The 14,684-nt window shown below is 72.3% G+C and carries 12 protein-coding genes; 9 read left to right on the top strand and 3 right to left on the bottom strand.

The window, feature by feature from the left end:
* Positions 1–1,926, top strand: coding sequence for a M3 family metallopeptidase (locus NR112_RS02950; protein WP_256792483.1), 1,926 nt, complete (start codon positions 1–3; stop codon positions 1,924–1,926).
* Positions 1,911–2,780, top strand: coding sequence for an MOSC N-terminal beta barrel domain-containing protein (locus tag NR112_RS02945; protein WP_256792482.1), 870 nt, complete (start codon positions 1,911–1,913; stop codon positions 2,778–2,780). The genes NR112_RS02950 and NR112_RS02945 overlap by 16 nt, the downstream gene beginning before the upstream one ends.
* A gap of 124 nt (positions 2,781–2,904) precedes the next feature.
* Here NR112_RS02945 and NR112_RS22830 read toward each other — a convergent pair whose 3' ends face one another.
* Both NR112_RS22830 and NR112_RS02935 read right to left on the bottom strand, forming a co-directional pair.
* A complete protein-coding gene (locus tag NR112_RS22830; protein WP_256792481.1) occupies positions 2,905–3,822 on the bottom strand; it encodes an NAD(P)-dependent oxidoreductase in 918 nt (305 codons plus the stop codon).
* A complete protein-coding gene (locus NR112_RS02935; protein WP_256792480.1) occupies positions 3,819–5,810 on the bottom strand; it encodes an acyltransferase family protein in 1,992 nt (663 codons plus the stop codon). The genes NR112_RS22830 and NR112_RS02935 overlap by 4 nt, the downstream gene beginning before the upstream one ends.
* 108 nt (positions 5,811–5,918) lie before the next feature.
* On the opposite strand from NR112_RS02935, the gene NR112_RS02930 reads away from it, so the two are divergent.
* Positions 5,919–6,236 carry an acylphosphatase gene (locus NR112_RS02930; protein WP_256792479.1) on the top strand — a complete coding sequence of 106 codons (318 nt, stop codon included), beginning with the start codon at positions 5,919–5,921 and terminating at the stop codon, positions 6,234–6,236.
* Positions 6,237–6,254: 18 nt separating this feature from the next.
* The gene (locus tag NR112_RS02925; protein ID WP_256792478.1) at positions 6,255–6,557 is read left to right on the top strand and encodes a chorismate mutase; all 303 of its coding nucleotides are present in this window, start codon (positions 6,255–6,257) and stop codon (positions 6,555–6,557) included.
* Positions 6,558–6,597: 40 nt separating this feature from the next.
* Here the strand turns inward: NR112_RS02925 and NR112_RS02920 are convergent, their stop codons facing one another.
* A complete protein-coding gene (locus tag NR112_RS02920) occupies positions 6,598–7,248 on the bottom strand; it encodes an MSMEG_1061 family FMN-dependent PPOX-type flavoprotein (RefSeq protein WP_256792477.1) in 651 nt (216 codons plus the stop codon).
* 119 nt (positions 7,249–7,367) lie between these two features.
* Here NR112_RS02920 and smc point away from each other — a divergent pair, with 119 nt between their 5' ends.
* From smc to NR112_RS02895, 5 genes are all read left to right on the top strand, one after another.
* Complete coding sequence (smc, locus tag NR112_RS02915; RefSeq protein ID WP_256792476.1) at positions 7,368–10,946, top strand: chromosome segregation protein SMC; 3,579 nt, start codon at positions 7,368–7,370, stop codon at positions 10,944–10,946.
* A 130-nt stretch (positions 10,947–11,076) separates the two neighbouring features.
* Positions 11,077–11,259 carry a hypothetical protein gene (locus NR112_RS02910; protein WP_020142778.1) on the top strand — a complete coding sequence of 61 codons (183 nt, stop codon included), beginning with the start codon at positions 11,077–11,079 and terminating at the stop codon, positions 11,257–11,259.
* 131 nt (positions 11,260–11,390) lie between these two features.
* The gene (ftsY, locus tag NR112_RS02905; protein WP_256792475.1) at positions 11,391–12,599 is read left to right on the top strand and encodes a signal recognition particle-docking protein FtsY; all 1,209 of its coding nucleotides are present in this window, start codon (positions 11,391–11,393) and stop codon (positions 12,597–12,599) included.
* Positions 12,600–12,860: 261 nt separating this feature from the next.
* A complete protein-coding gene (locus NR112_RS02900; protein ID WP_256792474.1) occupies positions 12,861–14,333 on the top strand; it encodes an ammonium transporter in 1,473 nt (490 codons plus the stop codon).
* Positions 14,330–14,668: a P-II family nitrogen regulator gene (locus NR112_RS02895; protein ID WP_020142775.1), complete on the top strand. Its 339-nt coding sequence runs from the start codon at positions 14,330–14,332 to the stop codon at positions 14,666–14,668. The genes NR112_RS02900 and NR112_RS02895 overlap by 4 nt, the downstream gene beginning before the upstream one ends.
* The last annotated feature ends 16 nt before the right edge of the window (positions 14,669–14,684 follow it).

Genomic DNA, 14,684 nt, shown 5'->3' with positions numbered 1-14,684 from the left:
GTGACCACGGAGCCCACGCACCTGCCCCTGCCCCTCGACAGTGACTGGCTCGACTGGGTCGGCGCCCGCGGCGAGCAGCAGCTCGCGCTGGCGCGGTCCCTCGTCGAAGGCCTGCGCAGCGACCCTCCGAAGGAGCCGCTCGAGGCGCTCCGCGTCTGGAACGACGCACAGACGGCTCTGTCCAATGCCGCGTCCGTCGGGTCGCTCTTCTCCGAGGTGCACCCCGACTCGACCGTGCGCGAGCGCGCCGAGTCCGTGGCCCAGCAGGTGCAGAAGCTCGACACGGATCTCGGTCTGGACACCCAGCTGTATGCCGTCCTCGCCGGGCTCGACGCGAGCGGCCTGGACGCCGACGCGACGAGGGTGCTCGAGCGGACGCTGCGCGACTTCCGTCGCTCGGGCGTCGACCGCGACGAGGATGCTCGCGACCGCCTCCGTGCCCTGAGCGAGCGGGCGATCCTGCTCAGCCAGGAGTTCAGCAAGAACATCCGCGAGAACGTCCGCAGCATCCGGGTGACGCCCGACCGGCTCGCGGGGATGCCGCAGGACTGGATCGAGGCGCACCCGGTCGACGACGACGGCCTCGTCACCGTGACGACCGACTACCCCGACGTCGTGCCCTTCCGGACCTTCGCGCACGACGCGCAGGCCCGCCGAGACCTCGTCACCGAGTTCCTCACCATCGCGTGGCCGGACAACGACCGCGTCCTGCAGGAGATCTTCTCCGTCCGGCGCGAGCACGCCGCTCTCCTCGGCTACGCCTCCTGGGCCGACTACGACGCCGAGGTCAAGATGATCGGCAGCGGCGACGCCATCGGCGAGTTCATCGACCGCATCACCGAGCTGTCGGCCACGAGCGCCGAGCGTGACAAGGCGGTGCTGCTCGAGCGTCTGCGCCAGGACCGTCCCGACGCCACCGACATCGACGGGGCCGACGTCTCCTACTACGCCGAGCTCGTCCGCAAGGAGGACCTCGCCGTCGACGCGCAGCGCGTACGCACGTACTTCCCGTTCGAGTCGGTGCGCCAGGGGCTGCTCGACGTGACCGGCCGACTCTTCGGGCTCGAGTGGTCGCCGGTGCCGCGCGAGGACGCCCGCACGTGGCACGAGGAGGTCACGACCTACGACGTCTCCTTCCACGGCGAGCGCATCGGCCGCATCCACCTCGACCTGCACCCCCGCGACGGGAAGTACAAGCACGCGGCCCAGTTCGACCTCGCGCGCGGTGTCGCCGGCACGCAACTCGCCGAGGGCGTGCTCGTGTGCAACTTCAACCGCGGCCTCATGGAGCACGACGAGGTCGTCACCCTCTTCCACGAGTTCGGCCACCTCGTGCACCACGTGCTCGCCGGCCGCACCGAGTGGGTGCGCTTCTCGGGCGTCGCGACCGAGTGGGACTTCGTCGAGGCCCCGAGCCAGATGCTCGAGGAATGGGCCTGGGACGCCGACGTGCTCGCGACCTTCGCCCGCAACGCCGAGGGCGAGACCATCCCCGCCGAGCTCGTCGAGGCGATGCGCCGGGCCGACGACTTCGGCAAGGGCTACGACGCCCGGACGCAGATGTTCTACGCCGCGCTCTCCTACGACTTCCACGTCAACGAGACCGACGACCTCACGGCCCGCCTGCGTGAGCTCATGGAGCGCTACTCCGTGTTCCCGTACCTCGACGGCACGCACATGCAGTGCCACTTCGGTCACCTCGACGGCTACAGCTCGGCGTACTACACGTACATGTGGTCGCTCGTCATCGCCAAGGACATGTTCTCGGCCTTCGACAAGGGTGACCTCTTCGACCCCGAGGTCGCCGGTGCCTACCGCGACAAGGTCCTCGCGCAGGGTGGGCGACGCGACGCGGCCGACCTCGTCGAGGACTTCCTCGGCCGTCCCTACACGTTCGACGCGTATGCCGCGTGGCTCGCCGAGTGACCGCGGCGGGGCCTCACGGCCTGCACGTCACGGCACTGACGGTCTACCCCGTCAAGTCGCTCGCCGGAGTCCCGCTCGACGAGGCGTGGGTCGAGACCCGCGGACTGCACGGCGACCGGCGCTGGGCCGTCGTGGATCCGGAAGGCACCAAGGTCACGGCGCGCGAGCAGCACGCGCTCCTCGGCCTGCGGGCCGAGCCGCTCGACGGCGGGGGAGTGCGCCTCGTCGCACCCGGCGCCGACGCGCTCGAGCTCGCCCCGCCACGGGGAGCTGCGCCGGTCCCCGTCGCGTTCTCCGGGCAGGACCACGCGCTCCCCGCGGGCGCTGACGCCGACGCCTGGCTGACCGCCCTGGTCGGCCGCCCGCTCCGACTCGTGTGGCAGGACGACGAGACGCACCGGCCCATCCGTCCGGACATGGGCGGCGCCGACGGCGACCGCAACTCGCTGTCCGACGCCGCACCCCTCCACGTCACGTCGGAGTCGTCCCTCGCCAGGCTCAACGACTGGCTGCTGGAGACAGCGGCCGAGCGCGGCGAGGAGCCCCGAGATCCCTTGGGGCACGACCGTTTCCGGCCCAACGTCGTCGTCTCCGGGAGCGAGCCGTTTGCCGAGGACGCCTGGACGACGGTCCGCATCGGGGGCGTGCCGTTCCGCGCGACCATGGTGTGCGACCGCTGCGTCATGACGACGGTCGACCGGGTCGCCCTGCGCACCGCCAAGGAGCCGATCCGCACCCTCGCCCGACACCGGAAGTGGGACGGCGCCACGTGGTTCGGCATCCGACTCACGCCGGAGCTGCCGCTCGCCGACGGTGCCGTGCTGCAGGTCGGCGACCCCGTCGAGCCGGACTGAACCCGTGACGTCGCGAGCCGAGCCGCGCGGAGGTGCGAGCGATCAGACGTGAGATCCCGCCGCTGAGGCACCCCAGCCACCCGGCCTGCGCGATCCCACGCACGACGAGCCGGGGCGTGCGGCGTCAGGTGAGGCGGGACAGGACCTCGCGCAGGTCCGTGAGGCCGCGTGCCTCCTCCGGGCTGAGGGCCGCCAGCGGCGTGGTCGCAAGCCGTCGGTAGACCGCGGCCATCCCCTCGAAGAGCTCGGGCGAGACGCCGGCCGAGCGCTGGGTGGACGCGATGCTCTCCATCTCGTCGACGAAGCGCCCGCTCTTGGCCGCAGCCACGGCGACCCGTCGGGCGGCGCCCTCGACCTGGGCAGGGAGCTCCTCTGCGAGGTCGTCGAGGACCGGCGCGAGCACCCCGAGGGCCTCGGCCGTCTGGAGGGCCTGCGCCCAGACGGCCGTCGTGCCCTTGTAGACGGACGCCGTGCACATCTTCACCGCTGAGGCCTGGCCGACGCGGTCGCCGACGATGCGCCGTCTCAGCCCGAGGGCCGGGACCCGAGCCACCTCGGCCGCGCGGACGCCGGAGAGGTAGAGCATCGTGTCGCCGTCCGGCTCCGGCGGACCGCCGCTGACGGACCCGTCGACGAGGTCGAGGCCCGCGGCGGCCGCCCGGTCCGCGAGGCCGGAGACCCGGTCGGGCGACACGGCGTTGGCGTCAAGGAGCAGCGGCGTCGAACCGGTCGCCCTGGCCGCGTCGATGACGGATCGGAGCACTGCGTCGGCAGCTGCGGGAGGGCAGATGCTGACGACGAGGTCGACGGCCGCGACGACCTCCTCGAGGTCGGGCAGCAGCTCCAGGCCGGTGGCCAGGGCGGCCGTGCGGTCGCTGCGTCCTCGCACGGTCGCGACGACCCTGGTGCCCCCGGCCGCCCACGCACGCCCCAGGGCCGCCCCCATGGCCCCCGGCGAGACGATGGCGATGGTCCGCACAGTGCGGGCTCCCGGTAGGAGCTCCCCCGTCGTGGAGGGTCCGCGCGCCGGCCCGACGCTCACGGGATCGGGAGGTCCTTGAGCACGACCGCCTTGCCGGTGCTGCGCTGCGACAGGTCGGCCATGGCCTGTCGCACCGTCTTGGAGAAGAGGTGCGCACCCTTGATCGTCGGGTGGATGCGGTCGGACTGGACCTGCTCGGGGTGGGCCCGGATGGCATCGGCCCAGTCGGCCACGATGACGTTGGGCCGCCCACGGGCGATGAGGTCGAGCGTCGCGTTGTCGGTGTCGACGCGGGCGAACGGTCCCATGATGTTGACGAGCACGACCATGCGGCCGGAGCCGAGCACGTCGAGCACCTGCTTGACGCGGTCCTCGTCGACGCCGGCGTTGGTGCCGAAGGCGAGGATGATCGCGCGCCGGTTGCCGTCACCGCGCGCGGAGACCTCGGCGAGACCGTCGGACCAGCGACGGTTGGACTTCGCGTCGATGCGAATGCCCGGGAAGTAGTAGCGCAGCGCCTGGAGGCTGCCGACCATGATCGAGTCGCCGTACGCGTCGATCTCGGGCCCGGAGGGCATCGTGAACGAGGCCTGGGCGGCGGACGCCGCTCCCGACGAGGACGGGCTCGCACCGGTCGTCGCGACGGGATGCGACGTCGCCGAACCGGGCGCCGCGGTCGCGGGGGAGTGGCTCGCCATGGCCTCGGCGGCCGCCTCGTTGGCGGCGAGCATGCGCGCGGTCTCGCTCTGGTCGGGGGCGGTGAGCACGATGACCGCCGTCATGACGGCCAGGGCGGCGACGCCCGCGCCGACGACCTGCTTGGTACGTCGGGTCAGGCTCGAGACCTGCCCGCGCAGCCGCGTCGCCACGCCCCGGAAGCCGAGGGTGCGGAACGGCGTCTCGACGAAGCGGAACGTGAGGTCGGCGAGCGCGACCGTCACGAGCACGCACCACAGCCGCGTCAGCAGGTGCGACGTGGTGCCGGGCGCCGACGGGTTGTCGAGCGCCACGAGCAGGATGACGGGCCAGTGCCAGAGGTAGATGGAGTAGGACCGGGCGCCCACCCAGCCCGCGACCGGGTGCCGCATGACCCGCTGCACGCCGGTGACCCGGTCGGGGCGTCGCTCGATGACACCCATGACGAGGACCGCCGTCGCGAGCGACGCGAGCACGATCCCGCCGCGGAAGGTCACGGTGGACTGCTCGTCGAGGAGGACCATCTCGGCGAGCAGGACCACGAGGGCCAGCGGGACGGCATACGACCCGAAGCGACCCCACCGCGAGGGCGCCACCCACAGCGCGAGCTGCGGGCTGGCCCAGGCGAAGGCGAGAGCGGCTCCCGCCATGAGCCCCACGACGTGGGTGTCGGTGCCGTAGTAGACGCGCGTGGCGTCGGTGCCCGGCGTGAAGAGCAGGGCCATGAGCAGTGACGAGCCCACCCCGACGGCCACCGCCACCCCGACGCGAACCCGGCTCGACACCGCGAGCAGGGCGAGGGTCACGAGCGGCCAGAGCAGGTAGAACTGCTCCTCGACGGCCAGCGACCAGAAGTTCATGAACAGCTGCGGCGCGGTCTGGTCGAAGTAGCTCGTGCCAGCCGTGATCTCCGCCCAGTTCGTCGAGAAGGTCAGGGCCCCGACGATCTGCCGGCCGATGTCGACGAGGAGGTCCTGGCTGACGGCCCGTGCGATGAGCACGCTCGTCACGACGCAGAGGACCAGGGCGGGCACGAGCCGGCGCGCGCGTCGCACCCAGAACTGCGAGAGCGCGATCCGGCCGGTGCGGTGGTGCTCGCGGACGAGCAGCGTCGTGATGAGGAAGCCCGAGACGACGAAGAAGACGTCGACGCCGAGGAAGCCGCCCGGCAGCCACGAGGCGTTGAGGTGGTAGACGAGGACCCCGACGATGGCGAGGGCCCGCAGCCCGTCCAGGCCCTCGATCCGAGCGGGGCGTCCCGACGGAGCACGCCCCGATCGGGGGGTGGCCCCCGTGGCCGTGTCGGCGGTCTGACCCGTGCCAGCCGCCCGTGAAATCGCCGACGTCGTCAACGTCGCTCCTTCCGTGGGCCGCGGTGAGTGGAGTCACCGCCGTGCCTGTTGTGAGCATAGGTACGCGTGGGGCTCCCGTTGCGGCGCCACGCGGCATACCGTGTCGGGGTGGCTGACGAGCAGGATGCCGAGGGGGCCGGCGCGCCCGTGCGCGTGACGATGTTCGTGCGCGGGCAGGTGCAGGGCGTGGGGTTCCGCTGGTGGACCCGAGCCCGGGCGCTCGAGCTCGGTCTGGACGGTCACGCCCGCAACACCGCCGACGGCCGCGTCGAGGTCGTCGCCCAAGGCCGCCGTGAGGACGTCGACGCGCTCGAGGCGCTGCTGCGCGAGTCTCCCTCGACGACCAGACGACCGGGACACGTCGAGAGCGTGGTCGTGCAGCAGGGCGTTCCGAGGGACGGAATCTCCGGGTTCGTCGAACGCTGACCCGCCTAGGCTGGCCGGGTGAGCGACGTGCCCGAGGTCCCCGCCGAGCTCGCTCGGCTGCGCAGCAGCATCGACAACATCGACGCCGCGCTCGTCCACCTGCTCGCGGAGCGCTTCAAGTGCACCCAGCAGGTCGGCCGGCTCAAGGCCGAGCAGCACCTACCTGCCGCCGACCCGCAGCGCGAGGAGCGCCAGATCGCGCGGCTGCGGGCGCTCGCCGACAGCGCCGGCCTCGACCCCGTCTTCGCCGAGGCGTTCCTGGGCTTCATCATCGCCGAGGTCATCCACCACCACGAGCGCATCGCCAACGGCGACTCGTAGGCCTCGTGCCGGATGGCGACGGGTCGCACCGGCGCCGCCCTCAGTAGAGCGTCGCGTCCTGCCGTGCGTCGAGGGCTTCGTCATAGGCTGCCGCCTCGGCGTCGGAGGCGAACCCGCCGGCCTCACGCGTCATCGCCCCCGCGGTCGGCAGGGTCTTCGGGTCCACCCGGGACTCGCTGTCCCACAAGCGACTTCGCTTGATCGCACGCGCGCACTGGAAGTAGACGCGCTCGACGGACACGACGAGCACCGAGGCCGGCAGCACGCCCTTGACCTCGTGGCGGGCCAGCTCGTCCGGGTCCGTCGAGATCACTGCGGTGCCGCGCACGCGCAGCTCCTCGCCGAGGCCCGGCACGAGGAGGATCAGGCCCACCCTCGGGTCGGCGACGACGTTGCGCAGGGTGTCGAGGCGGTGGTTGCCACGGCGGTCTGGGATGACGAGCGTGCGCTCGTCGCGCACGACGACGAATCCGGGACGGTCCCCGCGCGGCGACTGGTCGAGGCCGCCGTCACCGACCGTGGCCACGACGACGAAGGGCGCCGCCTCGATGATCCGCGCGTGGCTCGCCGTGATGGTCGCGGACTCCTTGGCGAGGCTGTTGGCGGCCGGCGCCGTGGGGTAGACCTCGAGCAGCCGCTCGAGGGAGGTGACCGTGTGTTCGTCGTGCGCAGCGCGCTCCTCGGCATCCACCCGACCACGGTATGCCGTCCGTCCCCGCACGCGCAGGCGCTCACCTCCCCGGAGCACGGGCCCACGACTAGTACGCTGACCGGGATCGCTGGCTGGCTGGACAAAGGATTTCTCGGGTCGTGTACGTCAAGAGCCTCACCCTGAAGGGCTTCAAGTCCTTCGCCTCGGCGACCCACCTGCGTCTCGAGCCCGGCATCACCTGCATCGTCGGCCCCAACGGCTCCGGCAAGAGCAACGTCGTCGACGCGCTCGCCTGGGTCATGGGGGAGCAGGGCGCCAAGTCGCTGCGCGGCGGCAAGATGGAGGACGTCATCTTCGCCGGCACGTCCGGACGTGCGCCGCTCGGCCGCGCTGAGGTGGCCCTGACCATCGACAACACCGACGGCGCGCTCCCGATCGACTACACCGAGGTGACGATCGCCCGCACGATGTTCCGCAACGGCGGCTCGGAGTACGCCATCAACGGCACGCCGTGCCGCCTGCTCGACGTGCAGGAGCTGCTCTCCGACAGCGGCATCGGCCGCGAGATGCACGTCATCGTCGGCCAGGGCCAGCTCGACACCGTGCTGCGCGCGACCCCCGAGGAGCGCCGCGGGTTCATCGAGGAGGCGGCGGGCGTCCTCAAGCACCGCAAGCGCAAGGAGCGCGCACTCCGCAAGCTCGACACGATGGAGGCCAACCTCACCCGGGTCCAGGACCTCACCGGTGAGATCCGCCGCCAGCTCGGTCCGCTCGGGCGTCAGGCCGAGACGGCGCGCAGGGCGGCCGTCATCCAGACCGACGCCCGCGACGCGCGCCTGCGTCTCGTCGCCGACGACCTCGTCCAGCTGACGTCGACGCTCGAGCAGGAGGTCGCCGACGAGTCCGCCCTCATCGAGCGCCGCTCCGAGGTCGAGGCGTCCATCGGCGACCTCGGCCACCGGCTCTCCACCCTCGAGGAGGCCGCCGAGGCCGCTCGTCCGGCCCTGACCCGGGCCCAGGACGAGTACGTCTCGCTCGGCCGGCTCGTCGAGCGGATGGCCTCGACCCGGTCGCTCGCCGCCGAGCGCGTGCGACTGCTGAGCGAGGACGACGAGCCCGAGGCCCCCGGCCAGAGCCGCGACCCCGAGCAGCTGCGCGCCCAGGCCGCCGACGTCCGCGAGCAGGAGGCCTTCCTCCTCGAGGAGATCGCCGAGGCCAAGGCCGCCCTCGAGAACGCCGTCCTGTCCCGCACCGAGGCCGAGCGCGGTCACGCCGAGGAGACGACCCGCCTCCAGCGCGAGGCCCGGGCCGCGGCTGACCGGCGGGAGGGCCTGGCCAAGCTCGGCGGCCAGGTCGGCGCCAAGGCATCACGCATCGAGGCCCGCGAGGCCGAGGTCGGACGTCTCCGCGGCACCATCGAGGCCGCCCAGGCCCGCGCCGCCGAGGCCGAGCACGAGTTCTCCCGCCTCGAGTCCAGCGTCGCCCAGGACGAGGAGGGCGAGGAGGGGCTCGACACCGCCTACGAGGAGGCGGCCGCGCGCCTCGACGCCGCCGACGCCGAGCTCGCCCGCTGGAAGGAGGCCGAAGCGACCGCCGAGCGTGCCCGCACCACGGCCGCCGCCCGCGTCGAGGCCCTCGGGCTCAGCCTGAGCCGCAAGGACGGCGCGGCTGCCCTGCTCGCCGCAGCCGACGAGGGTCACCGCATCCTCGGCTCCGTCGCGTCGCTCGTGACCGTCGAGCCCGGGCTCGAGAACGCCGTGGCAGCCGCCCTGGGGACGGCTGCCGAGGCCTTGGCCGTCGGTTCGCTCGACGCTGCCGCGGCGGCGCTGGACGCGCTGCGTGACGGCGACAACGGCCGCGCCAGCCTTCTCGTCGCGGAGTCCGCGACCGGCGTCGACCCCACGTCGTGGCCGGCTCTGACGGGCGACGCCCGCTGGGTCCGCGACGTCGTGGAGTGCCCCGACTCGGTGCGCCCCGCCGTCGAGCAGGTGCTCGAGCGCGTCGCCCTCGTGCCCGACGGTGCGGCTGCCCGCACCCTCGTGCGCACCCACCCCGGGGTCACCGCCGTGACCCGTGGTGGCGACGTCTACGCTCCCGGAGCGGTCCGCGGCGGCAGCACGACGGCGCCCAGCCTGCTCGAGCTGCAGGCCGCGTTCGACGACGCCCAGGACGCCATGGCCCGGGCCACCCGCGAGGGCGAGGAGGCCCGCTTCCGCGTCTCGGGTGCCGACGCGGAGCGCGCCGAGCTCGCCGACGCCGTCGAGGCCGCCCTCGAGCGCCTCAACGAGAGCGATGCCCGGATGGCCGCGATCGCCGAGAAGCTCGGCTCGCTCGGCCAGACCCTGCGGGCCGCACGCTCCGAGGTGGAGCGCACCGAGAAGGCGATCGCCGACGCCACCGCGGCCCTCGAGGCCGACCAGACCGAGCACGCCGCCCTGCTCGAGCGGCTCGAGGCGGCGAGCGGTGAGGGCGACTTCGCCGACGAGCCGTCGACCGAGGAGCGCGACCGGCTCGAGGCCGTGGCCCGCGAGGCCCGGGCCGCCGAGACCGAGCTGCGTCTGTCGCTGCGCACCCGCGAGGAGCGCGCGCGCGCCCTCAAGGACCGCGCCGACGCGCTCGAGCGGGGCGCCCGCCACGAGGAGGAGGCTCGCCAGCGCCTCGCCGAGAAGCGGGCCCGACGTCAGCGCGAGGCCGCCGTCGCCGGGGCCGTCCGCACCGCGGCGGCCTGGGCGCACGAGCTGCTCGCCGAGTCGGCCGAGCAGGCGGGTCGCGCCCGCGCCGCCGGGGAGGCCGAGCGCACCGAGCGGGACGCCGAGCTCGCCGTCGTGCGCCGTGACATCGCGACGCTGCAGGCCGAGCTGCGCGAGCTCACCGACACCGTCCACCGCGACGAGGTCGCGCGCACCCAGCAGCGGCTGCGCATCGAGCAGCTCGAGACGAAGGCCGTCGAGGAGCTCGGCATCTCGCCGTCCGACCTCGTCGAGGAGTACGGTCCGCACCAGCTCGTCCCGGCCGTGCCCGACCCCGACGCCGACCCGGACGCGCCGCAGCCCGATCCGGTCCCCTTCGTCCGCGAGGCCCAGGAGAAGCGACTGCGCCAGGCTGAGCGCAAGCTGAACGCCCTGGGTCGCATCAACCCGCTCGCGCTCGAGGAGTTCACGGCGCTCGAGGAGCGGCACAAGTTCCTCACCGAGCAGCTCGAGGACCTCAAGAACTCCAAGCGTGACCTGCTCGACATCGTCAAGGAGGTCGACGAGCGCGTCGAGCGCGTCTTCGCCGAGGCCTTCGAGGACACGGCGGTCCAGTTCGAGCGCGTCTTCCAGCGGCTCTTCCCGGGTGGCGAGGGACGTCTCGTCCTCACCGACCCGTCCAACATGCTGACGACGGGTCTCGAGGTCGAGGCGCGGCCGCCGGGCAAGAAGATCAAGCGGCTCTCGCTGCTCTCCGGTGGCGAGCGGTCACTCGTCGCCGTGGCGCTGCTCGTCGCGATCTTCAAGGCGCGGCCTTCGCCCTTCTACATCATGGACGAGGTCGAGGCCGCGCTCGACGACGCCAACCTCGGCCGTCTCATCACCCTCTTCGAGGAGCTGCGCGACAGCTCGCAGCTCATCGTCATCACGCACCAGAAGAAGACGATGGAGATCGCCGACGCCCTCTACGGCGTCAGCATGCGCGGCGACGGCGTCACGACGGTCGTGTCCCAGCGACTGCGCGACGTCGCCGAGCGAACCGCCTGACGACACGGCATACGCCCTCCGTCCGCCTGCCCTCGGGGCGCGGGCCGGGGTTCGCGTCGGCGCCTCGGGGTGCGAAATCGTCACTCGGTGCTATTTGCGTCACAGGGGTCACATACGTCACTCTTGTCACATGGTTTACCTGGTCATCTCGATGCTCGTCGTCACCGTGCTCGCTGTGGCGGTCGTCGGCGTCGTCGCGGTGCCTGCGCACCGCGGCGGCCGGGACCTGCTCACCGCCAAGGGGGAAGGGGTCGCACGCTCGGCACGTCGCCGCGCGGGCACCCTCGGTCGTCCGCGCGCCCGCACGCACTAGCCGCGCTCGACCGCCTGCCCAAACCTCCTCGGCCACCGGGACCCCCGGTGGCCGAGCCGTGTCCGGCCCCGCCGGCGCGGGTGCTCGAGGCCCGGTCGCGACGTCCGGGACCGCGTCGCCCGCGTGGTTGGATGGCTGACGTGGACACTGTCTGGACTTACGTCATCATCGGCGTCGCCATCCTCGTCGGCGCGGTCGCCTACGGCGTCAGCCTCGTGCGCGGCCGCGGCCGCACCATCGAGCGCGAGGCCCCCCCGGCCCGCCCGGGGCTGCCGGGCGAGGACCTCGACCGCCGGCCGCCCACCGACTCGACCGACACCGTCGCTCCGCCCGCAGGCCCGCCCACGACCACGACGCTCGAGCCCGAGGCTCCCACGGCGCCGGCGCCGGCCCCTGAGCCGACCCTCGAGCGACCGGAGTCCGCACGGGGTCGCCTGCAGCGCCTGCGGGCCCGTCTGGCCCGGTCCAACTCCTCCATCGGCCAGGGACTGCTCGCCCTGCTCTCCCGAGGCAAGCTCGACGAGGAGGCCTGGGAAGAGGTCGAGGACACCCTCATCTCCTCCGACCTCGGTGTCGAGGCCACGACCGAGCTCGTCGACTCGCTGCGCACCCGCGTCAGGATCGACGGCACCACCGACGAGGCCACGGTGCGCGGCTGGCTCCGCGACGACCTGCTCGCCCTCGTCCAGCCGGACATGGACCGCCGCATCGCGAGCAGCCGCATCGGCGACCGCCCCGCCGTCATCCTCGTCGTGGGCGTCAACGGCACCGGCAAGACGACGACCGTCGGCAAGCTGGCCCGCGTCCTCGTCGCCGAGGACCGGGAGGTCCTGCTCGGTGCGGCCGACACCTTCCGCGCCGCGGCCGCCGACCAGCTCGAGACGTGGGGAGCCCGCGTCGGAGTCGCCACCGTGCGCTCCGACAAGGACGGCGCCGACCCTGCCGCTGTCGCCTTCGACGCCGTCAAGGCCGGCCTCGAGGAGGAGGTCGACGTCGTCATCATCGACACCGCCGGACGCCTCCACAACAAGGTCGGCCTCATGGACGAGCTCGGCAAGGTCAAGCGCGTCATCGAGAAGCAGAGCCCCATCGACGAGGTGCTCCTCGTCCTCGACGCGACGACCGGGCAGAACGGTCTCCAGCAGGCCAAGGTCTTCTCCGAGGCGGTGGACGTCACGGGCATCGTCCTGACCAAGCTCGACGGCACCGCCAAGGGCGGCATCGTCGTGGCGGTCCAGCGCCAGCTCGGTGTGCCGGTCAAGCTCGTCGGCCTCGGCGAGGGCCCCGACGACCTGGCCCCCTTCGACCCCGAGGCCTTCGTCGACGCCATCGTCATGTGACGGACTCCGCACATCTCCGCACTGGAGCCCGGGAAGGGCGGCAGCGTGAGCCTGCAACCGCTCCCGCCCTTCATGCCGGTATGCCGCCCGGCCCAGCCGGGCGGCATACGTGCTCCCCGCGTCCGGTGGGCGAGCGGGGGAGTCCACGATCCGGACGGCCCCGGTGGGGGAAACCATCCGCTAACACCGCCCACCGGTTGTTGACACGGCTGTAACAAACGACGCGGTCGCCCGAAATTAGCCCCGTCCATCGTTCTCGCCATGAGCGCACTTACCTTCGTGACGGCAGACGCGCCGTTCACCGACAGCGGGAACACCGCGTGGGTCCTCGCAGCGGCCGCACTGGTCCTGTTCATGACCCCCGGTCTCGCCCTCTTCTACGGCGGCATGGTTCGCACCAAGAGCGTCCTCAACATGATGATGATGTCGTTCATCACGATGGGCACGGTCGGCACGGTGTGGATCCTCTGGGGCTACAGCGAGACCTTCGCCAACGACGTCGGCGGCGGTCTCATCGGCAATCCCTTCGAACACTTCGGGCTCACCGGCGTGCTCGATGCCATCTACGGCTACGTACCGGCCGACGCGGCCGCGGGCACCGCAGCGGCAGGCGGCATCCCCGGCGGGGCCTTCGTCGCCTTCCAGGTCGTCTTCGCGATCATCGCCGTGGCCCTCGTCTCCGGCGCGATCGCCGACCGGGCCAAGTTCGTCACCTGGACCGTCTTCACGGTGATCTGGGCGACCCTCGTCTACTTCCCCGCGGCCCACTGGGTCTTCGCCTTCAACGGCTTCGCGGCCGAGACGGGTGGCTGGATCGCCAACAAGGCGGACGGCCTCTTCCTCGGTGGCGCCGGCGCGTACGACTTCGCCGGTGGCACGGCCATCCACATCAATGCCGGTATCGCGGGCCTCGCCCTGGCGATCCTGCTCCGCAAGCGGGTCGGGTGGCCCAAGGAGCCGATGCGTCCGCACAACCTGACCCTCGTCATGATCGGTGCCGGCATCCTCTGGTTCGGCTGGTTCGGGTTCAACGCCGGCTCGGCCCTCAGCGCGGGCACCCTGGCCTCGGGCGTCTGGGTCAACACCCTCGGCGCGACCTGCACAGCCATGCTCGGCTGGCTCATCACGGAGAAGATCCGTGACGGCCACGCCACCTCGCTCGGCGCGGCATCCGGTGTCGTCGCCGGTCTCGTCGCCATCACCCCGGCCTGCGCCACCGTCTCCCCGTGGGGCGCCCTCGTCGTCGGTCTCGCGGCCGGCGTCGGCTGCGCCCTGGCCGTCGGACTCAAGTTCCGGTTCGGCTTCGACGACAGCCTCGACGTGGTCGGCGTGCACCTCGTCGGCGGCCTCATCGGCACGCTGCTCATCGGCTTCCTCGCCGACGCGACCAACAGCCCGACCGGTACGGCCGGCCTCAGCATGAACGACGGTCTCCTCCTCGGCGGAGGCTTCGGCCAGCTGGGGGCCCAGGCTCTCGGCGCCTTCGCGGTGCTGATCTACTCCTTCGTGGTGACCTTCATCATCGGCTGGGTCCTGCACAAGACCATGGGCTTCACGGTCTCCGAGGAGGAAGAGGTCAGCGGGATCGACCTGCTGGAGCACGCGGAGACCGCGTACGACCTGGGCTCGTTCACGGGTGGCAGCCGTAGCCTGCCCTCCTCGGGCGTCGTGGCCGAACGAACCCGACAGCCCGTCGCCGACGAGCCGTCCTCCAAGGAAGGGGCATCCGCGTGAAGCTCATCACTGCCATCATCAAGCCGCACCAGCTCGACGAGGTCAAGGAGGCGCTGGAAGCCTTCGGGGTGGCTGGCATGACCATCAGCGAGGCCAGCGGCTACGGCCGCCAGCGCGGCCACAGCGAGGTCTACCGCGGCGCCGAGTACACCGTCGACTTCGTGCCGAAGGTGCGCCTGGAGGTCCTCGTCGACGACGTCGACTCCGCGGACGTCCTCGAGGTCATCCTCAAGGCGGCCCAGACCGGTCGCATCGGTGACGGCAAGATCTGGTCCGTCCCGGTCGAGGAGGTCGTGCGGGTCCGCACCGGCGAGCGGGGCGTCGACGCTCTCTGAGCGTCGGCGGTCCACG

Origin of the sequence: Terrabacter sp. Ter38, assembly GCF_024519435.1 — a bacterium.
Lineage (GTDB): Bacteria > Actinomycetota > Actinomycetes > Actinomycetales > Dermatophilaceae > Terrabacter.
The sequence above is the reverse complement of the archived record's forward strand: the minus strand, read 5'-3'. Positions and strand labels throughout refer to the sequence as shown.